This is a genomic window from Variovorax paradoxus (assembly GCF_022009635.1).
In the GTDB taxonomy this organism is placed as follows: Bacteria; Pseudomonadota; Gammaproteobacteria; order Burkholderiales; family Burkholderiaceae_C; genus Variovorax.
Window position 1 is genome coordinate 2,141,359 of record NZ_CP091716.1, and the last position, 25,575, is coordinate 2,166,933.

Genomic DNA, 25,575 nt, shown 5'->3' on the forward strand with positions numbered 1-25,575 from the left:
CCGTCCTCATCGCTTCGCGCTCTTGGTCACGACGCCCGCGCCGCGCACTTCGATGCGGCGCTGATCGACCACCTTGCCCGAGCCGTCGACCAGTTCGATCACGTGACGCCCCGGCCAGGGCAGCCACTGCGCGCTGTTGCCGCGCGCGAAATGCTTGCCGTCGATGCGCCACTGCACGCCGCGCCCTTCGGATTCGAAGCGCACGCGCTGGCGCAGCGGCGGAATGTCGGGGTCGACCGCGATGATGGTGCCGTCGGCCGGCGCGGTGATGCGCGCCGACGCGGCGCTGCCGGCCATGCCGGTGTCGAGTGCGAACAGGGGCTGCTCGGTGCCTTGCAAAAACCATTCGTCGCGCGCAGCCTCCAGCGGGCCGCCGTCGGCGCCGGGGCCGAATTCCACATGCGCCTGCACCACGCCGGCAGGCGGCGCCGGCGCGCGGCTGGGCTCGCGCGCGTGCAGGAAGCGCATCACCTCGGCCCACACCGGCGCCGCGCCGCTGGTGCCGCTCACGTCCCACATCGAAGCGCCGCTGGCGTTGCCCACCCACACGCCGACCGTGTAGCGCTGCGACCAGCCCACGGCCCAGTTGTCGCGCATGTCCTTGCTGGTGCCGGTCTTCACGGCGGTCCAGAAGCGGGTGGAGAGGATGCTGTCCAGGCCGAAGGTGCGGGTGCGCGCGTTCGGGTCGGAGAGGATGTCGCCGACGATGAAGGCGGCGCGCGGGTCGAGCAGGGGCGGCTCGGCGGCCCTGGCCTTGTCGGCGGCCGTGGGGGCCGTGGGCGTCGGCCGCGCGGTCAGCGTCGTCGTGCCGTAGCGTCCGCCGTTGGCCAGCATGCGGTAGGCGTTGGTGAGCGACAGCAGCGACACCTCGGCGCTGCCGAGCGCAAGGCTGTAGCCGTAGTAGTCGCCGCTTTCGCGCAGCGGCAGGCCGGCGGCGCGCAGCTCGCGCGCGAAGGCTTCGGGCGACACCATCACCAGCGTTCGCACGGCCGGCACGTTGAGCGAGGCGGCCAGCGCGGTGCGCGCCGACACCGGGCCCTTGAAGCGGCGGTCGTAGTTCTGCGGAATGTAGAGGCCGCTGGCGGTGCTGATCTGCGCCGACGAGTCCTCGATCAGCGAGGCGGCGGTGATGCGCCGCTCGGCAATGGCCTGCCCGTAGAGCAGCGGCTTGAGCGTGGAGCCGGGCTGGCGCAGCGCGGTCACGCCGTCGACCTCGGCCGCCTGGCTCAGCGGGCCCGAGGAGCCGACCCATGCCAGCACTTCGCCGGTGGCGTTGTCGAGCACGACGAGCGCGCCGTCCTCCACATGGCGGTCGCGCAGTTCGCGCAGGTGGCGCTGCAGCGTGTCGAGCGCAAAGCGCTGCAGCGGCGCGCGCAGTGTGGTTCGCACGCTGGCTTCCTTGTCCTTGCCTTTCTTCGCCGGGTCCGCCGCCGCGTTCGCATCCCGCATCTCGCGCAGCACCCGCCTCGCCGCGTGGGGCGCGATGCCCTCGTTCGGCTCGAAGGCCCGGCGCTGCACCGCGGCGCTGGTGAACATGTCCAGCGCCTCGCAGTCGACCTTCTGCTGCGGCTCCATGGTGCGCAGCACCTCGCAGGCGCGCTGCGCCACCAGCGCGGGCTTGGCATTGGGCGCGCGCACCAGCGCCGAGGCCACGGCGGCTTCGCGCGCGTCGAGCCCGCTCGGCGCCTTGCCGAAGAGCGTGCGCGAGAGCGCGTCGATGCCCACGATCTCGCCGCGGAACGGCACGGTGTTCAGGTAGGCCTCCAGGATCTGGTCCTTGCGCCAGTTGCGCTCCAACTGCGCGGCGGCCACCGTCTGGCCGATCTTCTGCGTGAAGCTGCGGCCACCCGAGGCGCGTCGCAGATCGTCGTCGAGCAGGCCGGAGAGCTGCATCGTGATGGTCGAGGCGCCGCGCGTGCGCGTGTTCCAAAGGTTGCCCCAGGCCGCTGCGGACACGGCGCGCCAGTCGATGCCGCTGTGTTCGTAGAAGCGCTTGTCCTCGCTCAGCACCATCGCCGTGCGCAGGGCCGGCGACACGTCGGCCAGCGGCGTCCACTGGCCGCGCCGCACGGTGGGGTCGGTGCGCACGCGCTGCAGCAGTTCGCCGTTGCGGTCGAGCACGGCGGTGTCCGACGAGCGGAAGTCACGCTTCACTTCCTCGAAGCTCACGAGGGCCAGCGCCGGTTGCGCGCAAACCGCCGCGAGCAGGGCGAAGGCCAGGGCCTTGCGGTCGAAGGAGGGAGGCGCGAACTGCATGAAGAAGGACGTCGTTTCGGGAAGTATGTGGCGGTGACATTCTCCGCGAAGCACCTCGGGATGCCGGCCTACCCGGGGACGGGGCGCGGGCCTCATGGCAGAGGTGTGCGCTTCATTCCAAAGTTCGCACACGCCGGCTCGCAGGAGGCGATCGCCGGTCCCACAACCACTATCAGGAGAACTCTCATGACGACGAAGACACTGGCGCTACTCCTGGCCGCCTCTGCCATCCTGGCCGGCTGCGTGACCCCGGTCTACGACCGCCCGCCGCCGCCGCGCGCTCAATACGGCGACCGCGACCGCGACGGCGTGCCGAATCGCTACGACCGCGACAGGGACGGCGACGGTGTGCCCAACCGCTACGACCGCGCGCCGAATAATCCGTACCGCAACTGATTACGCGCCGCTTCAGCCGGGCCTGCGCGCCATCAGCGCCCAGATGCCCGCCGCGCTCAGCAGCGAGCCGCCCGCGAGATTGAAGCGCCTCTGCGCGCGCGGCGAAGAAAGCAGCTTGCGCGCCGATGCCGCGAACACCGCGTAGAGCGTGGCGTTGGTCGCGGCCAGCGCCACGAAGGTCAGGGCCAGCACCCACATCTGCCGCGTCACGTCCACGGTCGGGCTGATGAACTGCGGCAGGAAGGCCACGAAGAAAACGATGCCCTTGGGGTTCAGCGCCGTCACCAGGTAGGTGTTGGCGAACAGCCGCCAGCGCGAAACGGGCGCCGCAGGCTTGGCGATTTCGCTCGGCGAGATGCCGGCCCGCAGCAGCTTGATGCCCAGGTACAGCAGATAAAGGCCGCCCGCCCACTTCACCACCGTGAACCAGAAGGCCGAGGCCGAGAGCAGCGCGCCAAGGCCCAGCAGCGACACCACCAGCGCGGTGGAGTCGCCGAGCGCCACGGCCGCCACCAGCGGCACGTTGGCGCGGCGGCCGTGCGACATCGAATAGCTGATGACCGTGAGGATGGTCGGCCCCGGAATGATCAGCAGGACGACGGAGGCCGCGACGAAGGCGAGCCAGAGTTCGATGGGCATGTGCTTGTCTCCAGATGGTGGTTGTTCTTGCGGAAAGCTTTTCTTCTCTTGCTCAGGTGCCGATGGCCGTTCGCGCCACGTGCCAGGTGCCGCGGTGTCCGTCCACGTAGCTGATCGGCGAGTTGGCGAGGTCGTCGAGGTCCACGTCGTCCAGGCAAGTCACGTTCACGCCGTAGGCGCTCGCGCCGGTCTCGGGCGAATGGCCCACGCCGAAAGAGCGCACGCTGCAGTGCTTGCAGACGATGTAGTGGCTGTTGCGGGTGTCGAGCATCTGCTCGCTGAGTTCGGATTCGCCTTCGATCAGCCGGAATGCGTCGGTCGCGACGATGGCCGGCCAGAAGCGGGTTTGCGTGCAGATGGCGCAGTTGCAGCGCAGGGTGCCCAGGCTGAGGTCGATGTCGGCTTCGAATCGCACGGCGCCGCAGTGGCAGCCACCGGTGTAGGTCTTTTTCATGTGCTTTTTCTCGCCGCTCCCGATCGATGGAGCAGCCGGCAAGCACCATATCAAATGCCGTGCCGTCGGGCAGCGGCGGGGTTTTTCAGCCGGGCACGGCGCCGAAGCGCGCCGCCGAGCGGGCCTTGGCGCGCTCGGCCTCGACCGCGCGGTCCTTGGGTTCGGCCGTCGTGACCATCGACTCGATCAGCCGGGCCGCGGTTGCCGCCACCTCGTCGACCGCGCGCTCGAAGGCTTCTTCGTTGGCCTTCGACGGCACGCTGAAGCCGCTGAGCTTGCGCACGAACTGCAGCGCGGCGGCGCGGATCTCCTGCTCGGTGGCGGGGGGCTCGAAGTTGTAGAGGGTCTTGATGCTGCGGCACATGGGAGCTCTCCGTTCGAAGTCGAGATCGCGCCAGTCTAGCGAAGCAGGGCCATCGCATGGGCGTCGTGATAGACGCCGTCGATCAGGCTGGCGCGGCGCACGATGCCTTCGTGCTCGAAGCCGAGCCGCTCGTACAGCGCCTTGGCGTTGAGGTTGTCCGCGCGCACGTGCAGCGCGATGCGGGTCAGCCCGCGCGCCCACGACCGGTCGATGGCGGCCTGCAGCAGCCGGGCGCCCAAGCCCTGTCCGCGCGCCTCGGGCAGGAGCGCGATGCCCAGCACGCCGATGTGCGCGCGCGAATGGCCGAAGAGGGGCGACACGTCGCACCAGCCGACCACCCGCTCGCCATCTACCGCCACGAGGTGCGGAAAGCCGCTGGCGATCACGTTGCGGTAGAAGGCGACCGATTGCGCCAGAGGCGGCGCCTCGGTCAGCGCGAGGTACTTGTGCTCGCGGGCGACGACATCGAGCGCACGGTGCAGGCTTTCGAAATGGGATTCGTCCGTGGGGACGACCTCGATCTGGCTCATGGCTTGGGCTCCTGCGATGCGTGAAGACGGGCCTCGAGCCGGGCTTTCACTTCCGGCCACTCGTCGTCGATGATGCTGAAGCGCACCGAGTTGCGCTTGCGTCCGTCCGGCATGATCCGCTCGTGGCGGACGATGCCTTCCTGTTTGGCGCCCAACCGCAGGATGGCCGCGCGCGACTTCGCGTTGATCTCGTCGGTGGTGAGCTGCACGCGCACGCAGGCCATCTCTTCGAAGGCGTGGCGCAGCATGAGGTACTTGGCCTCGGTGTTGACGAAGGTCTTCTGCCAGGAAGCCGAGATCCAGGTGCTGCCGATTTCGAGCTTACGATTGATCCGGTCGATCTTCCAGAAGCGGGTGGAGCCGATCACGCGGCCGGTCTCTCGGATCAAGGTGGCGAACGGCATCACGCTGCCCGCGGCGCGGCCGTCGAGCGCGGTTCGCAGGTAGGCGTCGACCGTCGCGGCCGAGGGCACGACCGTGAACGGCAGGTTCCAGAGTTCGCCGTCGGCGGCGGCATCGACGAGGGCGGCCGCGTCGGAGGCGAGCAGCGGGCGAAGAGCGATCCGGGGGCCTTCAAGGGTGGGCTGTGAGTGCGACATGCGCAAGACCATAGCCGATGACGGCCCCGCGGACCTGACTCCCCGGCCCGGAAAAGCGGCGCGCGCGTCTACCGGCGCTGCGCCGACAAGGCCGCCTCCACCGCCAGCGCCACCGCCGCCAGCCGCGCGTCGTCGCCGCGTACCGAAGCCAGCATCAGCCCGACCGGCAGTTCGCCCGTCGCATGGCAGGGCAGGCTGAAGGCGCAGCCGTCGAGCAGGTTGATCGCGAAGGTGTTGCGCAGCAGCAGGCCGTTGGCCTTGAAGAAGGCCGCGTCTTCCGCCAGCGCGGCGATGGGCGGTGCGACGATGGGCACGGTCGGGCACACGAGGGCGTCGAAGCCTTCGATGGCATGTTCGACGCGGCCGATCCAGTCGCGCCGACGATCCTGCATGGCGATGTAGTCGGCGGCGCGCACTTCGGTGCCGAGCGCGATGCGCGCGGCCACGCGGGCGTCGAAGCCGTCACGCTTGGCGGCAAAGCGCTCGCGGTGCACGGCGGCGGCTTCTACCGGCGAGAAACCGCCGGGTGCGTTGACGGTCGCGATCTCGGCGAGCTCGGCCAGCGTGATGTCCACCACCTGCGCGCCGGCTTTCGACAACGCCTGCAATGCGCGTTCGAAGGCGGCGGCCACTGCCGGCTCGATGTCGTCGAACATCAGCGTGCGCGGCACCGCCAGGCGCATGCCCTGCAGCGGGCGACGGCGCACCGCGAGCGGCGCGTCGGCAATGGCGGCATCCGCTGTCAGGCAGTCTTCCACGCTGCGGGCCATGGCGCAGACGGTGTCGAGCGAGCGCGCGAGTTCGAAGGCGCCGGTGCGCGGCACGCGCGACTGCGTGCTCTTGAAGCCGACGATGCCGCACAGCGCGGCGGGAATGCGGATCGAGCCGCCGGTGTCAGAACCCAGCCCGGCCACCGCGAGACCGAGCGCGACCGACACCGCCGCTCCCGACGACGAACCGCCCGGAATGCGCGGCGTCTGCGCGTCGGCCGGATTGCGCGGCGTGCCGTAGTGCGGGTTGATGCCCACGCCCGAGAACGCGAACTCGGTCATGTTGGTCTTGCCGACGATGGCCGCGCCCTGCGTGCGCAGCCGCGCGACAGCCGCCGCGTCGTGCGCGGCCGCCGGTTCGCCCGCGCACACGGCGGAGCCGGTCATGGTGGTCTCGCCGGCGATGTCGTAGAGGTCCTTGACCGACACGGGCAGGCCGGCGAGTGTTGGCAGCTCGAGGCCGGCCTTGCGCGCCGCGTCGGCATGGCGCGCGGCGGCGAGTGCCGCGTCGGCGTAGAGCCGGGTGAACACGTGCTGTGCGGCGGGCTGCCCGGCCGCTTCGAGCACCTGCTCGACCAGCGCTTCGTGCGACAGCTCGCCGCGCGCGATGCGTGCGCGCAGGAAGGAGATGGTGAAGTCGTCGTTCATCGTCAGGCCACCACGGGCAGTGCTTCGACCGCATAGCGATGCACGATGCGCCGGCGCAGCAGCGGGTCGTGCAGTTCGATTTCCATCTGCGCGGCGGGGCGGATGCCTTCGCCCTTCGCGTTGGGCAGCGCGCCGAGCGTGCCGCAGGTCATGAACAGGCCTTCGGGCGCGATGTCGGCATGGGCCATGCCTTCGCGCAGTGCGGCCAGCGGGCGGATCGATGCGAGCGTGCCGCGCTGGTAGTCGACCCAGCGGCCGTCCTCGAAGATGCGCGAGCGCAGCTCCAGCGAGTCCTGGTGCGCCGCGATGTCGGACCAGCGCCAGGCGGTCTCGGCCACCGGCTTCGCGCACATCTGCTTCGACACGGCCACGGAGTAGCTCTCGACATGCCGGTCGGTGTGGTCCGAGGCCACGCTCAGCCACCACTCGCCGCGCGAGAAGAAGAACACCGGCTCCGCCTCTCCCGAGCTCTGGTCGCCCAGTGCCTCGATGGCGGGCGACTGGGTCAGCAGTTGCGTGGCGACGCGGTAGTACAGCGGCACGCTCGAAGGGCGCGGCACGCCGAGCGCGGCCAGCTCTTCGATGTGGTGTTCGATGGCCGCGACGTCGCGGCCGGTCCAGCCGGCCACCACCAGCGCGCTGGGCGCGACGGTGTGCAGGGCGGTGGTGCGGTTGCCGTCGGCTTCGACGGTCTCGCAGGCAAAACGCAGATTCAAGCTCATGTGTGTCTCAGCTTTCCAGGGGGCGCTTGGCGGTTTCGCGGGCCACCAGCAGGGCGATCAGCGTCACGCCCAGTGCGGCCACCACGTACAGCGACACGGCGGCGGTGCTGCCCCACGACTTGAACAGGCTCGCGATGATCAGCGGCGCGAAGCCGCCGCCCAGGATGCCCGCCAGCGTGTAGGCGAGCGAGGCGCCGGCATAGCGCACGCGGCCGGGGAACTGCTCGGTCACGAAGGCGGCCTGCGGGCCGTACATCATTGCGTGGATCAACAGGCCCACCACCACCGCCGCGCAGATGGCGATCGGGTGCGCGCTGTCCATCAGCACGAAGAACACGAAGGCCCACACCATGCCCAGCAGCGCGCCGGCAATGTAGACCGGGCGGCGGCCGATGCGGTCCGACAGGCTGCCGAACCACGGCACCGCAACCGCGTTGCAGGCCGCGCCGATCATGGTGGCGGTGAGCGCCAGCGGACGCGACAGGTGCAGCACCGTGGTCACGTAGGTCAGGGTGAACACCACCACCAGCGCATACAGCACGTCGGAGCCGATGCGCGAGCCGCCGGCCACCAGCAGGCTGCGCCAGTGCTGCGTGAACACTTCCTTGATGGGCGTCTTGGCGGTGGCCTTCCTCTCTTCCATCTCGCGGAACACCGGCGTCTCGTCGACACCGCGGCGCAGCCACAGGCCGAACAGCACCAGCGCGACGCTGGAGATGAACGGAATGCGCCAGCCCCAGCTCTGGAAGTCTTCCGGGCTCAGCCAGGCCGACACGATGGCGATGAAGCCGGTGCCGATCAGCGTGCCGCACGACGGGCCGACCTGCGTGAACGAGGCATTGCGGCCGCGCTCGTCGGGTTTGCCGTGTTCCATCGACAGCAGCACCGCGCCGGCCCATTCGCCGCCGAGCGCCACGCCCTGCACGAAGCGCAACGCGACCAGCGTCACGGGCGCCCAGATGCCCCATGTCGCGTAGGTGGGCAGGAGGCCCATCAGGCCGGTGGAAACGCCCATGATGACCAGCGTGGCCACCAGCACGAAGCGGCGGCCCAGCCGGTCGCCCAGGTGGCCGAATACCACGCCGCCCAGCGGGCGCGAGATGTAGCCGACCGCGTAGGTCGAGAAGGCCAGGATGGTGCCGGTCAGCGGGTCGAACGACGGGAAGAACACCGCGTTGAAGACCAGCGCCGCCATGATGTTGTAGACGGTGAAGTCATACCACTCCAGCGTGGTGCCGATGGAGCTGGCCATGGCCAGCCGGCCCATCTTCGGGGGCGGCGCGGCGGGCGCGGCGCCAGCGGTGGCCGGCGAGGGAAGAACATGTTCGGTCATGGAGATACCTTTGTTCGGTGGAGACATGAAAGTCGGATCGGGTCAGCGCAGCTCGGCCGCGCTCAGCTTCCAGCCGAGCGCGAGCAGCCAGCCGGTGGCGGGGTCGGCGTCGAGCGCGGCGGCCGCCGTGGCGCGCGCGGCGCGGGCGGCGTCGGCGCTGCTGGTCTCGACGACCAGCATGGGCTGCAGCACGCGGCCTTCGGTGGCTTCACGCGGCAGCGGCGTGCTGAGCGTGGCGTCGGGCACGAGCAGGTACGACTGCACGAAGCCTGCCTGCTCGGCCAACTGGCGTCCGGCGCGTTCCGCGCCAGCGACAGGCGCTTCGGCTGCCGCTGCCAGCGGCAGCACCACGGCGTGGCTGCCGCTGCCGAAGCCGGTGACGGCCTGCACGGCGCACACGCGGCGGATCGGCTGGCGCATGCGGTCGAGGTTGGCGACCGACCAGGGTGTCTGCTTCTCGAATGCGGCGCGGTAGCCGGCGGAACGGAACACGGCCAGCGATTCGGTGCGGTACAGGCCCAGGTACTTGCGTCCGCCTTCGAGCGAGAAGTAGCGCGCGCCCGAGAGAAAGCCGGGGATGCGCACGCGCTCTTCCACGTGCTCGCGGTCGTACCAGCGGTTGAAGTCGGCGTCGTCGGCGGGATCGACGTCGGAGGCGACGAACAGCAGGCCGTTGATGTTCGCCGTGGCGGTTTCAGTAGAGAGGATGGAGTCGGTTGCGGTCATGGCGGCACAGGGGCGGGCGGGCCTTCGAAAAATGAAGGCGCGATCTTCCGCCGCGGGGCCGTGCTGTCACAAACGAGTTTTTCTGGGCGACAGCCACAAGAATTACTGGCCCCTTCATGGGGCATGAATGCGCTGTTTTGAGGGTTAACCCTCTGTCGTTCCGCGCCAGGTTGGTGCGACGGCGGAGGCCGTGAACTGGTCGGACGCGCGGCAGGCCAGCTCGGCCACGAGGCGGATGGCGTCGGAATCGGCCGCCTCCAGGTGGCTCACCACCAGTCGTTGCGGCGAGATGAGCGCGTCGCACTCGACGATGCGCACGTCCCCGGCCGCCACGTATTCGTACACCGGCGGCAGCGGCACCAGCGCGTTGCCGAAGCCCGCCTTCACCAGCCGCGCCAGCGCGGAGATCGAGCTCACGCAGTGCACCTTGCCCAGCGGAATGCCGACGGCGCGGTAGAGGTTCTTGAGCGCCTCGTGCGGTTGCGAGCCGGGGCTCATGGTCAGCACGGGCTGGCGCAGCAGCTGGTCGACGGTCTGCACCGGCTCCGCGCCCGGTGCGCCGACCCAGCCCATCGGCATCGGAAGGCAGGGCGTGCTCACGATGCCCGCGCCGGCGATGTGGTCGGTCTGCAGCGCGATGTCCAGCGCGCCTTCGCGCAGGCCGCGGTGCAGCGCCAGCGTGGTCTCGGAGGTCAGCTGCACCTCGATGCCCGGGTAGGTGGAGCGCAGGTTGGTGAGAAAGCCCAGCAGCCAGGTGTGGACCACGGTCTCGATGGCGCCGATGCGCACGAGGCCGAGGAGGTCTTCGCGCGGACGGCCGAGCGAGACGATCTCGCGGCGCAGCTCGAGCAGCCGTTCGCCGTAGTCCATGAGCCGCACGCCCACCGGCGTGAGCCGCAGCTCGCGCGCGTCGCGTTCGAACAGGCGCGCGCCGATGTCTTCTTCGAGGGAGGCGACGCGGTTGGACACCGCCGCCTGCGTGATGTGGAGCCGGTCGCTGGCCGCGCGGAAGCTGCCGAGCCGCGCGGCCCAGAGGAAGGCTTCGACAAATCTTGTATTCATGAGGGCACCTGCGGGGCATTTTGCCGGTATTCGATCCGGCCGCCCTCGGCAAGTGCACTTACGGTTGGCCGTGGCTGCGCCGCGGTCGATATCGCCGAACTGGCGGTTCCGCCGTGATGTCGTCCGCCATGCGCGCAGCTCCCGCCGATGCATTGCTGGCCACCATCACCGCCGCCTCCTGCGTGGCCGGCGCGAACACCAGCAGCGCGCGATAGCCGCCCGTCTGACCGGTATGAAAGTAGAGCGTGCGGCCGGCCTTCTCGCGGATGCGGATGGCGTAGCCCAACTCGTACTTGTCGTCATGGCCCAGCGGCGCGAGCGCGCGTTCCGCCGCCGCGCCCAGCGGACCCTTGCGGCCGGCCATGAGTGCGCGCGCGAACACCAGCAGGTCGGCCGCCGTGGAACGCAGGGCGCCGGCACCCGCGAGCGCGTCGAAGTCCCATGGTGCGCGCGGCGCCTTGTCCTCGTAGCCGGGCGCGAGGCGGGTGGTCTCCGAGCCGAGATGCTGCATCGTGTCCTTCATGCCCAGCGGCGCTGCGATGTTCTCCTGCACCAGCATTTCCCAGGGCTTGCCGTAATGGTCCGCGAGCACCTGCCCGAGCAGGCCCAGTCCCAGGCTGCTGTAGGGGCCATTGCAGGGCGGTGCGCGGTCGAGCTTCAGCGTCGACAGGCCCGTGAGCAAGCGATTGCGATCGGTGCGCGCGAACGGGTTGCCGTCGGTCATCGAGGGCGAACCCGGCAGCATGCCGGGCAGGCAGGCGGTGTGCGTCACCAGTTGCCGAAGCGTGATGGAGGCGACCTCGGACGGCAGCGTCACCTGGCCGGCCAGCAGTGTGCCGAGCGTGTCGTCGAGCGACAGGTCGCCGCGCTCGACCGCCTGTGCCAGCAACACGCCGGTGAAGAGCTTGCTGATAGAGCCGACTTCGAAGATCGGCTGCCCGTCCGCCGCGATCTCCCGCACCGGGCCGACCTGCGCGACGCTGTTGTGCTGCATCGCGAAGCGCGCATTGCCCTGGCGCGAGACGCCGACCACGATGCTGCCGGGCGCGTCGTGCATCACGCGCGCGGCGATCTCGGCCGGCGGCGTGGCGAAGCTCAGCGGTTCCGCCTGCGAAGAGACCGTGGCGAGCAGTGCCGCAACGGCGCATGCGATGAAGCGGGGGCGGAGCATGCTGCGCCGCATCAGCGTGTCGTGTCCGGCATCACGCCCAGGTCGGCCAGCAGCGCGCGGCCGATTGTCAGGCGCTTCGGCGCATCTTCGTCGCGGCGCATGTCCATGTTGAGCGCGAAGCTCTTCACGTTGCCGTCCGCGCCCGTGACCCATCCCACCCACCAGCCGAGCGACTCCGGCGGCTTGTAGTACCAGCCCGTCTTGGCGTGCAGCGCATGCGTCGGCGTTTTCTCGATGAGGGTGATGTCGTGCACCATGTCCTGCGTGCGTGCGGACAGCGGCAACTGGCGCTGTCCGAGCCGCGCGAGAAAGCGCGCCTGCTCTATCGCGGAAATCTTCAGCGGCCCGTCGAGCCAGAAACGGTCGACCACGTCGCCCAGCGCTTCGTTGCCGTAGTGCAGGCGCGCGATCCACTCTTTCATGCGCGCCATGCCGATGCGACGCGCCACCCCCTGGTAGACAGGCAGGTTCGACACGCGAATCGCATCGCGCAGGTTCATGTCGTGCGCCCACTCTTGGCGGCGCTGCGGCTTGCCACCGTAAGGAAGCACTTCGTCGATGTTCTTCACCGCGCCGGTCTCGAGCGCGATCAGGCTGTTGGGAATCTTGTAGGTCGAGGCGGGCACGAAGCGCTGGCCCGCGCGCTTGGCGTCGACCAGCGTGAGCTTGGTCGTGGCGGCGTCGAACAGCGCGAAGGTGCCGGGCATGCCCGCGGCGGTGAAATGCCTGGCCAGATCCGCTCGCTCTTCGATGGCTGCATCGGGCGTGGTGGCCGCATGGGCCAGGCCGCCGTGCCAGGTGGTGGCGAGCGCGGCGATGGTTGCGCCGCCACGAAGCAGCAGGGCGCGGCGTTGTTCGTCGGGTGTGAAAGAGGGCATGGAAGCGCGGGAAGCGGAAGTTGAGACGACGCGAATCTTCCGGCCACCCTCGCGCCGCGACAACGCGGGCGGCAATGCTTGTCGTCACTGCCGTAACCGGCGTAACCGTTACGCCGGTTACGCCCGTAATGGAAGGGGTGGCTAACCGCCCATCGAATAGAAAAATTCTTCCCGCACGATCGCGCCATTGCGCACCGTGTACAGGCCGGCTTCTTCCATCTTGAAACGCTGGCCGGTGGCCTTCATGGTCACGTCGAACTCGAAGCCGACGATGAAGCGGTCGTCGTGCGGCCAGGGACCCGTGATCTTGAACGAATGCACTTCGTGGTTGTCGGTCCACCACTTGCCCTTGGCCTCGATGGCCGCCAGGCCCACCGCCTCTCGCTGGCCGCCCGGCGGCGCGCCCGCCTCGACGCTCACGGCGTCATCGGCATAGAGCGATTTCGCGTCTTCGAACTTTCCCTGCCGGCACAACGCGACGAGCTGGTTCGCGATTTCAAGCGTGGTCATGGCCTGTCTCCTGAGGAAGAGGGGACAGGCAGTTTAGGCCGATGCGATGGATTCCGGCGGTTACCAACTGCACTTCTTGCCGTCGTCGGAGCCGATGTCCTGCGAGAACGAATACTGCTTGCCGTTGCGCAGATTCTTGTAGTCGAAGCCGTAGATGTTCGCGCCCTGGGTCGTCACCACGTACTGGCCTGCGATGCGCCCGTCGACGATCTCCGCCCAGGTGGTGATGTATTCCCACGGCCGCCCTTCGGGCTTGTCGCCGACCTCGCTCTTCACCGGCACGATCGGTATCACCTTCGACGAACCCTTGTACCTGACGTAGCCACCGGACCAGTTGCTGTTGGGGTCGGAAAAGATGCGCCATTCCAGGCGGATCGTCTGCGCGGCCGATTCCGTCAGGCAGCGGTAGTCGACCGACACAGGCGCATCGCCCGATGCGGCCAATGCGGACAAGGGCAGCAGCAGAAGGCCGGCGAGCGCGAAGCGCATGTCTTTCATTTCAAAGTCCTGACAGCGAGGGCGCTTGCACGTCGTACAGGTGGGCGGCGAACTCGTACTTGTATTCGTAGTCGCCCGTGTAGGCCAGCGCGATCCTGCCGGTCCAGGTGATGTTGAAGCGGTCGCTGCCCGGAATGCGGTCGAAGCGCACGCGGTGCGCCGCGGCCGCGTCGTGGCCCAGCAGGTAGATGTGGAAGACGTTGTCCTCGATGTCCTCGGGCGGCGGCTCGTCCACGACGATCTCCAGGCCGTCGAGCTTCTCGAGGCTGTAGTCGGCCAGCGCGAAGACAGCGAAGCCGTCGCCCTGGCCCCAGTGCGTCGACGAAAGCGTGCAGCGGTGGTAGTTGGTCCAGACGGAAGCGGACTGCCAGTCGCCGCGGTATTCGCCGTCTTCGGTCTCGTCCTCTTCCTCGGGGTCTTCGATCTCGCGCTCGGCCTCGTAGTCGTCGCTGCGCAGATGCAGGTCGAACCACACCTGGCCGTCGCGCACGGCGGCGGTCCAGCGAAATTCCTTCACCGGATGGCCCTCGGGCCAGGGGTTGCCGGTGAAGAAGATGCGGGCTTGGCTGGTGCCGGTGGTGCTGCTGTCGCTCATGCGTTGTCTTCGGGTTGGATCAGGTCCCACTTGTTGCCGCACAAATCCTGGAAGACCGCCACGATGCCGTGCGGCTCGTGGCGCGGCTCCTCGAGAAAGCGAACGCCGTGGGACGTCATGTGGGCGTGGTCGGACGCGAAGTCCGAGGTGTGCAGGAACAGGAAGACGCGGCCCCCGGCCTGCCTGCCAATGCTGGCTTCCTGATCGTCGGTGACCGCCTTGGCCAGCAGCAGCGCGGCACCCGCGTTGCGCGCGGGGGCGACGACCACCCAGCGCTTGCCGGGGGCGCGCGGTGTGTCTTCAATCAGCTCGAAGCGCAGCGCCTCGGTGAAGAAGCGGATCGCTTCATCGTAGTCGCGCACGAGCAGGGTGACGGTGGCGAGCCGGCGCGCGATGGGGGAGGGGTTCATGGTTCAGTTGAAGACGATCGCCGTCTTGTGCGCGATGCTCAGCCGGGCCGATTCGTAGAGCCGCAGCCACGACACGTACTCCCGGTAGAGGCCTTGGTCGGCATCGATCAGCTTGCCGATTCGCTCGGCCTCCGCGTCCGACAGCTGGCCGTCGACGAGGCTGATGCCGAGCGCGGGCGCCACCAGCACGAGTTCGTCGAGCAGGCGGTAGGAAGAGCCGAGCATGCCGCCGGCCAGTTGCTCGTCGCCGTCGGGTTCGGAATACAGCACCTCGTCGAAATCGACCGGCACGTAGAAGCCTTCCGCGTCCGAGTGGCAGACCAGGTGGCTCTGCGAGCTATAGAGCACGTCTTCCACCACCGGATCTTCCGAGGGGTCGACACCGTCCTCCACCGGCGTTGCCATCCAGCCGGGCGAGTTCGCGCGGTGCGCGTAGGCCCGGCGCAGGTAGTGGATGAACGAGTACGGAAAGCTGCCGATCCGCGCGCGCGATTGCAGCGGCGGCAGTTCACGGGGCTCGGCGTGCGGCGGAAGGCCCGCCGCCGCCAGCACCTTGTTCACCACCGCCAATTCCTCCTGGAGCCATTCGGCCCCTTCGGGATCATGTTCGAGCAGATCGGCGAGCACGCCGATGCTGATAGCGAGGCCCACGGTGTTCTCCCTTTCGAAGCGGCTACTTCGCCGCCTCGACCTTCACCCGCGCGTTCGGCGTCTCGCCGAACATCTCGGGCGCGTACATGGCTTCGACGCGGCTCGGCGGCAGTGCGAAGTCGCCGACGTTGTTCAGGCGCACGGTGTATTCCATCTTCACCACGCCCTTGGGCAGATACTCGTAGTAGCTGCGGAAGGCCTCGAAGCTGCGCTCCTCGAACGCGGGCCAGCCGGCGCCGGTCTTCTTCTCGCCCTGCGTGGCGATCTGCGAGTCGCGGCCCAGGCCGCTGCCCAGGATGGTGGCACCGCCCGGGATCGGGTCGCTGATGACGACCCAGGTCATGTCGGCGCTGGCGTTCACCTCCAGCGTCACGCGCAGCACGTCGCCGCGCGTGTACTTGCCGGCCACGGCCTGCTCGACCGGGGTGACGGTCTTCTTGATGGCGTAGCCGGCCGCGAACGGCGCCTTCAGCTGCACGGCGGCAATCGACTGCAGCGTGAGCCACGGCTTGCCGGTGCCCTGCTGTGTCACCAGCAGCGTGTCGCGCACCGGAGCGCCCGAAGGCGAAGCGGCCCACGGCAGGAACATCGTGTTGTTCTTCAGGTTGCCCGGCGAGGCGGGCGCGCCGAAGAAAGTGGTCTGGTTGGGCGCGCCGGCCGGGTCGCTGGCCTTCACGCGCTCCACCTTGCTCCAGTCGACCTGCGCCTTCACCGCGCCGAGCGTGGCGGCGGTGATGCCCGACACCGGCGTGCTCTCGAACACCTTGCTGAATTTCTCCAGCGCCAGTCCGCCCCACAGGTTGGCGGTGGTGGTGTGCCAGGCACCGTTCTGCTGGCGGCCGATGAAGCCGTTGGCCAGCTTGCCGATGTCGTCCTTCCAGCTCGGGTCGTCCATCACGCTGAGCAGCAGGCGGGCGGTGTTGACGTCGCCGTTGGTCATCAGCCACCACCAGTAGTCGTCCTGCTCGGTGCTGAAGATCAGCTTGGTGCCCTGGTACGACAGGCGCGCCTTCAGCACGTTGTTGGCTTCGTCCAGTCGCTGCTGGCGCTGCGGCACGTCCTGCACGCGCTTGAGGATGTTGAGCCAGTCGATCACCGCGCTGGTGGGCCACTGGTTCGGCGCGATGGTGATGCTGCCCAGCATGCTTCCCTTGGCCTTGCCGTAGCGCGAGAGCGCTTCGAGCGCGGCGAGCTTGCGCACGTCCAGGTCCTTGCGCGGGCTCCAGAAGTCGCGCGTGATGCGGCCTTCGACGAAGGCGATCAGGCCCGACTCCATCGGCGCGCGCACGTCGTCGGCCAGCGCGAAGGCGGGGTCGAGCGCGGCGGCTTCGTTGGTGGCCGCGAGCAGGTACGAGGTGAGGATGTCGCTGCCGCGGTTGGCCTCGCCGTCGCGCGGCGGGAAGTAGTTGGCCAGGCCGTCGCTGTCCAGGTAAGTGGGCAAGGTGGCCAGCACGCCCTGCCACATCTTCGCGTCGCGCAGGCCGACCGACTTGCTGGTCTTCTGCTCGAGGCAGATGAAGGGGTAGTTCGCGAACCAGTCGCGCACACCCGGCAGGCCTTCGGCCAGCTTGGGCTGCAGAGAGAGCTTCAGGCCGCCGCGGCCGGGCAGGGCGTCGGCGGGCGGTGCCACGTCGAGCGTGAACGGCCCGTCGAGCTGCACCAGCGTGGCCTGCTGCACCGTGAGCGGCACCGAGGGCACGATGCGCTGGCGCACCTTGAGCGCGTCGCGCGCGCCGCCGATGGTGTCCTTGGCCTCGATTTCCCACAGGATGGCTTCGGCGCGCGTCTGCGCGAGCTGCGCTGGCGCGGTCACGTTCCAGGCGACTTCACGCGCCTCGCCGGCCGGGATGTCCACGGTCTGCGGCTCCAGCGTGAGCAGGGTGGCGCGCGGCGTGGCCTCGACCTTCATCGGCTTCTGGGTGGTGTTGCGCAGCGTGATCTGCGCGCGGAACTGGTCGTCCTCGCGCACCAGCGGCGGCAGGCCGCTGATGATCTGCAGGTCCTGCGTGGCCTGGATGCTCGCCTGGCCGGTGCCGAACAGGCCCACGCCCGAGTCGGCCACGGCCACGATCTTGAAGGTGGTGAGCGCGTCGTTCAGCGGCACCGTCACCACGGCCTGGCCGTTGGCGTCGAGCATGACCTTCGGGTTCCACACCAGCAGGGTGTCGAGCAGTTCGCGCGTCTGGCCCTTGCCGCCGCCGCCGCCCGCGGGCACGGCCTTGCGCCCGTAGTGGCGCCGGCCGACGATTTCCATCTGCGCGGTGGATGTGCTCACGCCCCAGCTGCGCCGCTGAAGCATGGCGGTCAGCAGGTTCCAGCTGTCGTTGGGCATCAGCTCCAGCAGGGCCTGGTCGACCGCGGCCAGCGCCACTTCGGCGCCTGCCGCCGGCTTGCCGTCGGGCAGCTTGGCGCTGATGGTCACCTGCGCCTTGCTGCGGATCGGGTAGCTGGGCTTGTCGCTGGTGACGGTCACGTCCAGCTGGTGGGCCTGCGTGCCCACGCGGATCTCGGCCATGCCCAGGCGGTAGGCGGGCTTGCTCAGGTCGACCATGGCGGTAGGCGCCACGTATTCCTTGCCTTCGTACCAGAAGGCCGTCCACCACTCGCGCGGCGACTTGAAGCCCCAGGTGAAGAAGCTGTACCACGGCACTTCGCGCAGGCGGCCGCGCAGGGCGAGCACGCTCACGTAGGCGTTGGGGCCCCATTCGGGCTTCACTTCGAGCGTGACGGTCGGGTCCTTGCCGTCGAGCTGCACCACGTGCGTCTCGATGATGCCTTCGCGCTCCACCGCGACCAGCGCGGTCGCGAAGCGGAACGGGCTGCGCACCTGGAACTTGGCGACCTCGCCGGGCTGGTAGCTCTTCTTTTCGGGAAGCACGTCGATGCGGTCGTTGTCCTCGCCGCCGAACCAGAGTTCGCCCTGCTTGGTCACGTAGACCGAGCTCACGGCCTTGGCGTCGCGGCCGTCGCTGTCGGTGGCGCTGGCGATCAGTTCGACCTCGCCGGCTTCCTTCAGCTCCGACTCGCACAGCAGCAGGCCGCGCGCGTCGCTCTTGCCGCTGCACACGGTGCCGATGTCCTTGGTCTCGGTCTTGTTGTCGTAGGTGTAGAAGCCGCCCACCATGCGCTTGCGGCTGGTGGTGGTGATGCGCGCCACGGCGCGCACGTTCAGCGTCACGCCGGCCTGGGGCTTGCCCGTGAGGTCGAGCGCGAGCGCCTGGAACTTCAGCTTCTGGCTGGTGGAAACCCAGCCTTCGGTCTTGATGCCCGCGATGACGGAGGCCGGCCACAGCGTCTGCGTGCTGCGGATGGTCTGCACTTCGCCGTTCGGGTCGGCGTAGGTGGCTTCGAGCAGCAGCTCGCGCGCGGACTTGACCTTGGGCACCTTGTCGATCGTGACCTTGCCGGCGCCGTCCTTGTTCAGCGTGAGCGGCAGCTTGTCGGCGATCACGCGGGTGTCGCTCACGCTGTTGATGTCTTCCTCGCCGGCGTTCGAATCCGACGCGGGCGTTGCAGCCTCGGTGCCGTCGCCCTGCGTGGCGCGCGGCGGGGTGAAGCTGAAGGCGTCGTAGTCGGCAAAGCTCAGGCTCTTGCCGCGCACCATGGCCGACACGCGCACCGGCAGGTTGGCCGCGCCGCCGCCGGCCACGTAGTTGATCTGCACGTCGGTCGGCACGCTGGTGGCGGCCACCAGCGGCTTCTTCTCGGTGGGCGCGATGCGGCCTTCGAGCACGGGCAGGCGGAATTCCTCGACGCGGAACATGCCGGTGCTGAAGCTGCGGGCATAGCTCCCGTCGCCGTTATCTCCGCCGTCGCCTTCGCTGTCGCCGTCCTTGCCGCCTCCGGTGCGCAGCATCACTTCGTACACGCCGAGCTTGGCGGCGGGCGGAATGGCGAAGCTGTTTTCCGCGCTCAGGCCGCCGGTAGCGGTCTTGCGCCAGTTCAGCGGCTGGGTGAAGCGCTGGCCGCTGCCCACGTGGGTGATGACCAGGGTGTCGGGGCGGTTCTCGGGCAGGCCGAAACCCTTGCTGGTCTGCGTGCGGATCAGGCTCTTCATCGACACCGTCTCGCCGGCGCGCAGCAGCGTGCGGTCGAAGATGGTGTGGGCGATGCGGTCGGGCTCGGCCTGCAGGTTGGTCGGCACGTTGAAGCGCCAGGGCTCGATGCCGCGCTGCCAGTCGCTCCAGGTGAAGGCGAGGTCTTCCACGCCCTTGTCGTCCTTGGCGCGGGCGCTGACGAACCAGGCGCCGCTGTCGTATTCGTTCGGGCCGTTGCACGACGGCGCCTGCGGCGAGATGCCGTTGAGCATGACGATGCCGTTGGCGTCGGTGGTGCCGCTGGCCACGGCCTTGCCGTCGCAGCTGGACACGCGCACTTCGGCGCCGGCCACGACCTTGCCCTTGTCGAGCGTGGTGACCCAGGCCATGGAGTTCTCGCGGCCCAGCTTGAAGTGCACCGCCAGGTTGGTGGCCAGCGCGGTGGTGCGCACGTACATCGTGCGGCCGGCGTTGTAGCGCTCGTCGAGCAGGGCCTCGCCCAGCTTCTGCGAGGCGATCTCGAGCACGTGGAAGCCCGGCGTCAGCGGAATGCCGATGACTTCGAAGGGACGCGGATCACCGGCGTCCGACTTGGGCATGTCCAGCGTCTTCACGCCCGCCTGGCCCGACAGCAGCGACAGCATGCGCGTCTGCAGCGTGGTGCGGTCGTCCTTGTCGATCACCGGGGGCAGCGGGCCCTTGACGTCCTTGCGCGCCTGTTCGCGCGAGATGGTGTAGTTGTCGTAGCGGCGCACCTTGCGGAACCACGCGATGATTTCCGCGTCGGTCTTCGGGTTCATGTCGCTGACCTTGCCGGGCGTGAGGGCCTGCACCATCAGTTGCGGTTCCACGCGGCGCACCGTGACCGGCATCATGGCCGGGGTGTCGGGCTCGGCCAGGCGCTCGACCACGCCGAAGGGCGAGGCGGCGAACTTGGCCAGCGGCGGCATCATGCCGGTGCCCACCTTCATGGGGAAGCTGCCGGGCGAGGCCAGCGGGCGGCCCGAGGCGTCCTCGAACTTGGAGGGCAGCTCGATGCTGAACTGCGTGCTCTCGGCCAGCGGCGGGCCGAAGTACACGTCGTTGACCACGTCGTCGTCGCTCTGCGTGCCGCCGCCGTCCGACAGCTGGGCCTTGACGGTCTTGTCCCCGCCCTTGAGCTCGATCTGCGCGGCCAGCTTGCGCGTGACCGGCGCGTTGAAGTTCAGCTGCATCGGGCGCAGCGGCAGGCAGGCGGCCTGCGCGTTCTCGCGCTCGCAGGTGAACGATGCGGCGAAGGGCTCGCGCACCTGGAATTCGAGGCGGCGCTCCACGTTGTTGGGCACGCCCGAGGGCGTGGCCACGCCCTTGCCGTAGACGATCTGCACCTTGGCGCCGGGCGTCAGCGTGCGGTTGCACTGCATGGTGATGAAGCGCAGCGGTTCCTTCTCGGCGGCCTTGTCGCGGCCGAAGGCCTTGAGCAGGCCGGCGCGCTGGTCGCCGTCGAGCAGCTTGACCGGAATGCGCTCGCCCACGCCGTCGGCCGAGCACCAGACGTTCTGGCGCACGCTGTCGAGCGTGGCCGCGCCGTTGAGCTCCAGCACGAACATCTGCTGCTCGTCGATGCGGCTGTAGCTGCCCGGCATGTAGCCGCGCACGAACGGGCCGCCGCTGTTGAACTGGTAGCGCTCGGGGCCGGTCAGTTCGCCGCTCGCGGGCTTGAACGTGGGGATGCGCGTGACGGTGCAGCGCACGCCGGGGGGCAGGTCGTTCTCGAAGTCGTAGACCCAGGCCTTGGCGTCGGTCCAGCGGCCGGTGCCCTTGCCGGCCTGCGCGTCGGTGCAGCTCACGGCGAGCGGCGCGGGGGCCTTGGGGTCGCCGAAATTGACGGCGGGCTGGTCGAACTTGGCAACGATCTGGCGCACGCGCGCCACCTCGCCTTGAGGCGTGAGGCTGGTGATCTGAAGGGCATGGCCCGGACCGGACAGGAGCGCGCCGCCGGCCAGGAGCAATGTTGGAAGGAAACGGTTCACTTTTTTGTATCTCCACCTAGAGGCAGCGCGCAGCGTAGCCGATTTGAACGACGATTCGACAGTGCCAAGGGTCATATGCCCTTCGTGTCCCCGGCGCGGGTACGCCGGTCTTCTTACAATCGAGGCCCTCGTGCGTGTGCCGCGCGGACCGCCACCAAGACCTCGCCGCCGACCGATGAAACGCTACTGGGAAATAGACGCCTTGCGCGGGCTGATGCTCGTGCTCATGACCGTCACCCACCTGCCCACGCGACTGACCGATCCGCTGGGTCAGCCTTTTGGTTTCGTTTCCGCCGCCGAGGGCTTCGTGCTGCTGTCGGCTTTCGTGGCCGGGCTGGTGTACAGCCGCATCGGTTTTGCGCGCGGGGTGGACTCGATGCGCCAGGCCTTCTGGCGCCGCGTGCTGAAGGTCTACCTGTGCCAGGCGGCGATCCTGCTGTTCCTGTTCACCGTGATCGCCGCGCTCGGCCTGCACATCGACCAGCCGGCGGTGAAGAACCTGGTGTCCTACTACCTCGCGGAGCCGCGCGAGGGCTTCATCTACGGCCTGCTGCTGATCTACGAGCCGGCGCTGCTCGACATCCTGCCGATGTACATCTTTTTCATGCTCATGAGCCCGTGGGTGCTGGCCTTCGCCATGCGCCACGGCTGGTCATGGGTGATGGCGGTGAGCGCGACCGTGTGGGCCGCGGCGCAGTTCGGTTTGAGCGAATGGGTGTACGGCCTGGCCGTGCACTACCTGGGCGTGCCGGTGCCTTTCCACGAGATGGGCGCGTTCAACACCTACGCATGGCAGTTCCTGTGGTTCGCGGGGCTGTGCATCGGCGCCACGCGCAACGGGCCGGGCGCGAAGCCCCTGAAGTTTCCGGCGTGGCTGCTGCTGCTGGCGGCGGGCATCGCCCTGTACGGCCTCTACTGGCGCCACCACGGCATCAACGGGCAGGCGCCGTTCGGCGGCGACGTGGAGCTGAACCTGCTGTTCGACAAGTGGCAGCTCGGCCCGCTGCGGCTGGTGAACCTGGTGGCGCTGGGCATCCTGGCGGTGCGCTTCGGGCCATGGCTGATGCGCCGCATTCCGCGGATGCACTGGCTGGAGGCGATGGGCTCGGCCTCGCTGCCGGTGTTCTGCGCGCACCTCGTGGCGGTGCTGCTGGTGCTGGCCTTCTACGGCGACAGCCAGACCGCGCGGCCCTGGTGGGGCGACGGCCTGCTGCTGCTGGCGGTGTTCTCGGGGATGTACCTGGTGGCGCGCTTCACGCGCGGGGCCGACGTGCCGCCGCCCGCCGACGACGTCCCGACGGAGCCGGCGCGGGCCTGAGCGGCCCGGCCAGGTTCAGGGCTGCGCGGCGACGGGCGCCGCCGGCAGCGGCGGCACCGGCAGGTGCGGTGCGATCACCGAGTGCCACAGCCTGTAGCCCTCGTCCGTCATGTGCAGCCTGTCGCTGCGGAATAGTTCCATGCGCGGGCGGCCGTCGGCGCCGAGCATGGGCGTGTAGATGTCGATGTACTCGCTGTTGGGCAGCAGGTTGAGGTAGGCCGAGATCACGTGGTTGGTCTCGCGGATCTGCGGCAGCAGCTGCTCGCGAGAGGGGCTGGGCTTGACCGACACGAAGCTGATGCGCGTGTCGGGCAGCTCGGCGCGCACCGCGTTGGCAAAGCGCGCGAAGCTGTCGAGCACCTGCAGCGGCGTGCGGCCCTCGGCCAGGTCGTTGTCGCCGGCGTACACCACCACCTGGCGGGGCTTGTAGCGCACCACGAGGTCGCGCGCGAACAGGCTGCAGTCGTTCAGCGTGGAGCCGCCGAAGCCGCGGTTCACGACGCCGCCGGGCACGCGTGCGAAGTCCTGCGCGAGGCGGGTCCACATGCGCACCGTGGAGCTCCCGACGAACACCACGCCGCCGGGCGCGGGAAAGCGCTCCTGGTCGGCGCGCGCGAAAGCCGCGAGCTCGTTGTGCCAGCGCTCCTTGGCGGCCAGGTAGTCGCGCGCGGAAGCGGCTTCGGCCGCGGCCGTCTCGGACTCCTGGGGAAAGAAAGCGGGCTGGGCGTGAGCGGCGAGCGTCGCCGTCAGCAAGGCGACCGCGGCGAGCGCGGTTTTCATCGAGGGCATCGGAATGACGGGAAGAAGGACGAAGGGCAGGCGGCTTTTCTAACACGACGCCTCAAGCGCCGTGGCCGTTGACAGGCAAGCCCCGCCTAGATGGTTTTCTCGATCAGCGCGCCCTTGAACAGGATCGGGCCCTTCGGACCGCTGCCCGCCGGCACGCCGCCCTTGGCCTCGAGCGAGATGGCCAGTGCAGGCACGGCATGCACGTCGGACTCCGACGCCGCCAGCCGCAGGCCCGGCGCATTGTCGAGCACGCCCAGCGAGCGCGGTGCGCCGCCCGGCGGCAGGGCCCAGAGCTGCAGCGACTTGTCGTCGCCTTCGCTGAAGCCGCCCACCCGCTGCAGCACGAGCTGCTTCTTCTTGGGATCGAAGGTCACGAGCATCGAGGCCGCGTCCTTGTCGTCGCTCAGCACGGCCACGTATTGCACCGCCGGAGCGTTGTGCAACTGGTCGCGCAGGTTGAGGCCGATCGTCACGGCCAGCACCGTGGCCAGCGCGCCGGCGGCCGTGGCGCCGCGCCAGAGCGCGAGGCTGCGCAGCCAGCCGCCTTGTTGCGGCTGCTGTGCCTTGTCGGCGGCGCGCGCGTTGGCCGCGTCGCGCTGGCGCTCGATGGCGAGCTTGCTCTGCTCGGCGTCGATCATGTTGCGGATGCGGGTCCACACGGCGGGGTCGGGCGTGATGGAGGGCTGCAGCTCGGTCATGCTGGCGAGCCGGCCCTGCCAGACCAGCGCCGCGGCGCGCACCGGCGCCTGCTCGCGGGCCAGGGCCTCGAAGCGGCGGCGGGCGCCGCCGCGCAGGGTGCCCAGGGCATGGCTCGCGGCCAGCAGCTCGAGCAGTTCGGGATGTGCGATGAGATTCATAGGGGGACCGCCTTCGTCGTCATCGCCTTCATGCAAAGCGTCCCATGCAGACGCGCAGTTTCTCCAGCCCGCGCCGGATCCATGTCTTGACCGTGCCGAGCGGCAGCTTGAGCTGGTCGGCCAGCTCGCCGTGGCTCATTTCGCGCAGATAGGCCAGGCTGACCACCTCGCGCTGCCGGCCCTCGAGCTGGCTGAGGCATTGATGCAGCGCCCAAGCCTGCTCGCTGGCATCGGCGGTGTCCGCCGGGTTGGGTGCGTCCGATTCGAGGGTGTCGGCCATCAGCTCGTCGAATTCCTGGGTGAGCTGGGCGCGGTCGGCGGTGCGCCGGCGCAACAGGTCGAGCGCCCGGCTGCGCACGATCAGACCCAGCCATGCCAGCGGCGGACTGAGCGAGGAGCGATAGTCGCCCGCGACTCGCCAGACAGTCAGAAAGGCTTCCTGGAGAACGTCCTCGGCCCACTCGCGTTGCCGCACGACGCGCATCGCCAGGCCCATGAGCTTGGGCGAGGTCCGGTCGTAGAGCAGGCGCAGTGCGGCTTCGTCGCGATGGCCGATCCTGTCGATCAGCGCCATCAGTTCGGCGTCGGGGCTGGGTGCTGTCATCCACGGATTGTCGGGCATCGGTGCGCATGCCTGATATACGGGCGGTTCCCCGGGTCGGATTCAGACAAAAGGCCGCCTGTCTGTCAGCTCCACGGAAGCAAGCACTCGAAACTTTTGTGTGCTTGTGTGACCGTATACTGCCCCGAAAAACCGAGGGGCCGCACGCGGTCGGGGAAGAGAAATGAAGCAAATCGCGATCGTCTTGGCGCTCTGCGTGGGGGCCTGGTATTTCTTCATCGGTGGCCGCAAGCTCGACGAGTCGATGGTGCGCGACTACTACCGTAAAGAAGCCATGGCCATCGCGGCCCATGACGCCGACAGGCTGTGCAAGCAGCTCAGCCGCAAGGTGGTGATCGAAAGCAGGACCACCGTGATGGGCCGCACCGAAGAGCAGACGCACGACCGTGAAAGCGCCTGCGCGGGGGCGCGCAAGACCATCGAGAACCTGCGCGCCGTGAGCGACCGCATGGGCGCCATCCTCAGCGTCGAGTACGACTACCACCTCGATTCCGTCGAGATCGCCACCGACCGCAAGAGCGCGACCGTCAAGGGCACCAGCGTGCTGAAGATGGGCGAATCGGCGGTCCAGCTCAAGACCAGCTTCAACCAGCGTCTGGAAAGCGAACTCGGCCAGACGCGCCTGGTTCACGCCGAGGACGCCACCGTGCTGCGGCTGGGCGGGCGCGGAGCCATGAGCCAGGGCGAGTTCTTCCGCAAGTAGAAGAAGACAGACAGACACCGAAGAA

25 protein-coding genes are annotated in these 25,575 nt (G+C 68.9%); 3 read left to right on the plus strand and 22 right to left on the minus strand.

From position 1 onward, the window contains the following. Nucleotides 1-6: 6 nt before the first annotated feature. The gene (pbpC, locus tag L3V85_RS10005; protein ID WP_237679155.1) at nt 7-2,256 is read right to left on the minus strand and encodes a penicillin-binding protein 1C; all 2,250 of its coding nucleotides are present in this window, start codon (nt 2,254-2,256) and stop codon (nt 7-9) included. Between the two features lie 186 nt (nt 2,257-2,442). Between pbpC and L3V85_RS10010 the strand changes: the two genes are divergently transcribed. Beyond that, the gene (locus tag L3V85_RS10010; RefSeq protein ID WP_237679156.1) at nt 2,443-2,652 is read left to right on the plus strand and encodes a hypothetical protein; all 210 of its coding nucleotides are present in this window, start codon (nt 2,443-2,445) and stop codon (nt 2,650-2,652) included. Nucleotides 2,653-2,664: 12 nt separating this feature from the next. On the opposite strand, the gene L3V85_RS10015 is transcribed toward L3V85_RS10010, so the two are convergent. The 18 genes from L3V85_RS10015 to L3V85_RS10100 all read right to left on the minus strand — a co-directional run bounded on the left by L3V85_RS10015 (nt 2,665) and on the right by L3V85_RS10100 (nt 21,261). Then, nucleotides 2,665-3,291 carry a LysE family translocator gene (locus L3V85_RS10015; RefSeq protein ID WP_237679157.1) on the minus strand — a complete coding sequence of 209 codons (627 nt, stop codon included), beginning with the start codon at nt 3,289-3,291 and terminating at the stop codon, nt 2,665-2,667. Between the two features lie 52 nt (nt 3,292-3,343). After that, complete coding sequence (locus tag L3V85_RS10020; RefSeq protein ID WP_237679158.1) at nt 3,344-3,745, minus strand: GFA family protein; 402 nt, start codon at nt 3,743-3,745, stop codon at nt 3,344-3,346. A gap of 85 nt (nt 3,746-3,830) precedes the next feature. Next, the gene (locus L3V85_RS10025) at nt 3,831-4,109 is read right to left on the minus strand and encodes a DUF2277 domain-containing protein (RefSeq protein WP_237679159.1); all 279 of its coding nucleotides are present in this window, start codon (nt 4,107-4,109) and stop codon (nt 3,831-3,833) included. A 35-nt stretch (nt 4,110-4,144) separates the two neighbouring features. Then, entirely contained in the window at nt 4,145-4,639 is a 495-nt protein-coding gene (locus L3V85_RS10030; protein WP_237679160.1) for a GNAT family N-acetyltransferase, read from the minus strand. Next, a complete protein-coding gene (locus tag L3V85_RS10035; protein ID WP_237679161.1) occupies nt 4,636-5,238 on the minus strand; it encodes a GNAT family N-acetyltransferase in 603 nt (200 codons plus the stop codon). The genes L3V85_RS10030 and L3V85_RS10035 overlap by 4 nt, the downstream gene beginning before the upstream one ends. Before the next feature lie 68 nt (nt 5,239-5,306). After that, nucleotides 5,307-6,656, minus strand: coding sequence for an amidase (locus tag L3V85_RS10040; protein ID WP_414080202.1), 1,350 nt, complete (start codon nt 6,654-6,656; stop codon nt 5,307-5,309). Nucleotides 6,657-6,658: 2 nt separating this feature from the next. Then, nucleotides 6,659-7,378 (minus strand): DUF2848 domain-containing protein, encoded by a 720-nt coding sequence (locus L3V85_RS10045; protein ID WP_237679162.1) that lies wholly within the window; start codon nt 7,376-7,378, stop codon nt 6,659-6,661. A 7-nt stretch (nt 7,379-7,385) separates the two neighbouring features. Then, complete coding sequence (locus L3V85_RS10050; RefSeq protein ID WP_414080203.1) at nt 7,386-8,711, minus strand: MFS transporter; 1,326 nt, start codon at nt 8,709-8,711, stop codon at nt 7,386-7,388. 42 nt (nt 8,712-8,753) lie between these two features. Next, nucleotides 8,754-9,437: a DUF4286 family protein gene (locus L3V85_RS10055; RefSeq protein WP_237679163.1), complete on the minus strand. Its 684-nt coding sequence runs from the start codon at nt 9,435-9,437 to the stop codon at nt 8,754-8,756. A 144-nt stretch (nt 9,438-9,581) separates the two neighbouring features. Then, nucleotides 9,582-10,499, minus strand: a complete 918-nt coding sequence (locus L3V85_RS10060) for a LysR family transcriptional regulator (protein ID WP_237679164.1) — start codon at nt 10,497-10,499, stop codon at nt 9,582-9,584. Between the two features lie 58 nt (nt 10,500-10,557). Continuing rightward, on the minus strand, nt 10,558-11,670 hold the full coding sequence (locus tag L3V85_RS10065; protein WP_237679165.1) for a serine hydrolase domain-containing protein: 1,113 nt from the start codon (nt 11,668-11,670) through the stop codon (nt 10,558-10,560). An 11-nt stretch (nt 11,671-11,681) separates the two neighbouring features. Continuing rightward, complete coding sequence (blaOXA, locus tag L3V85_RS10070) at nt 11,682-12,548, minus strand: class D beta-lactamase (protein WP_237679166.1); 867 nt, start codon at nt 12,546-12,548, stop codon at nt 11,682-11,684. Between the two features lie 141 nt (nt 12,549-12,689). Further along, entirely contained in the window at nt 12,690-13,058 is a 369-nt protein-coding gene (locus L3V85_RS10075; protein WP_237679167.1) for a nuclear transport factor 2 family protein, read from the minus strand. A gap of 60 nt (nt 13,059-13,118) precedes the next feature. Further along, nucleotides 13,119-13,556, minus strand: a complete 438-nt coding sequence (locus L3V85_RS10080) for a hypothetical protein (protein WP_237679168.1) — start codon at nt 13,554-13,556, stop codon at nt 13,119-13,121. A 1-nt stretch (nt 13,557) separates the two neighbouring features. Then, complete coding sequence (locus L3V85_RS10085) at nt 13,558-14,151, minus strand: hypothetical protein (protein WP_237679169.1); 594 nt, start codon at nt 14,149-14,151, stop codon at nt 13,558-13,560. After that, complete coding sequence (locus L3V85_RS10090) at nt 14,148-14,561, minus strand: VOC family protein (protein WP_237679170.1); 414 nt, start codon at nt 14,559-14,561, stop codon at nt 14,148-14,150. The genes L3V85_RS10085 and L3V85_RS10090 overlap by 4 nt, the downstream gene beginning before the upstream one ends. 3 nt (nt 14,562-14,564) lie before the next feature. Beyond that, nucleotides 14,565-15,212, minus strand: a complete 648-nt coding sequence (locus tag L3V85_RS10095; protein ID WP_237679171.1) for a hypothetical protein — start codon at nt 15,210-15,212, stop codon at nt 14,565-14,567. Nucleotides 15,213-15,234: 22 nt separating this feature from the next. After that, entirely contained in the window at nt 15,235-21,261 is a 6,027-nt protein-coding gene (locus L3V85_RS10100; RefSeq protein WP_237679172.1) for an alpha-2-macroglobulin family protein, read from the minus strand. A 175-nt stretch (nt 21,262-21,436) separates the two neighbouring features. Between L3V85_RS10100 and opgC the strand changes: the two genes are divergently transcribed. Next, nucleotides 21,437-22,579 (plus strand): OpgC domain-containing protein, encoded by a 1,143-nt coding sequence (gene opgC / locus L3V85_RS10105; protein WP_237679173.1) that lies wholly within the window; start codon nt 21,437-21,439, stop codon nt 22,577-22,579. A gap of 15 nt (nt 22,580-22,594) precedes the next feature. On the opposite strand, the gene L3V85_RS10110 is transcribed toward opgC, so the two are convergent. The 3 genes from L3V85_RS10110 to L3V85_RS10120 all read right to left on the minus strand — a co-directional run bounded on the left by L3V85_RS10110 (nt 22,595) and on the right by L3V85_RS10120 (nt 24,829). Beyond that, on the minus strand, nt 22,595-23,359 hold the full coding sequence (locus tag L3V85_RS10110; protein ID WP_237679174.1) for an SGNH/GDSL hydrolase family protein: 765 nt from the start codon (nt 23,357-23,359) through the stop codon (nt 22,595-22,597). A 95-nt stretch (nt 23,360-23,454) separates the two neighbouring features. Then, nucleotides 23,455-24,225: an anti-sigma factor gene (locus tag L3V85_RS10115; RefSeq protein WP_237679175.1), complete on the minus strand. Its 771-nt coding sequence runs from the start codon at nt 24,223-24,225 to the stop codon at nt 23,455-23,457. 28 nt (nt 24,226-24,253) lie between these two features. After that, nucleotides 24,254-24,829 (minus strand): RNA polymerase sigma factor, encoded by a 576-nt coding sequence (locus L3V85_RS10120; RefSeq protein ID WP_237679176.1) that lies wholly within the window; start codon nt 24,827-24,829, stop codon nt 24,254-24,256. Between the two features lie 181 nt (nt 24,830-25,010). Between L3V85_RS10120 and L3V85_RS10125 the strand changes: the two genes are divergently transcribed. Then, on the plus strand, nt 25,011-25,550 hold the full coding sequence (locus L3V85_RS10125; RefSeq protein WP_237679177.1) for a hypothetical protein: 540 nt from the start codon (nt 25,011-25,013) through the stop codon (nt 25,548-25,550). The last annotated feature ends 25 nt before the right edge of the window (nt 25,551-25,575 follow it).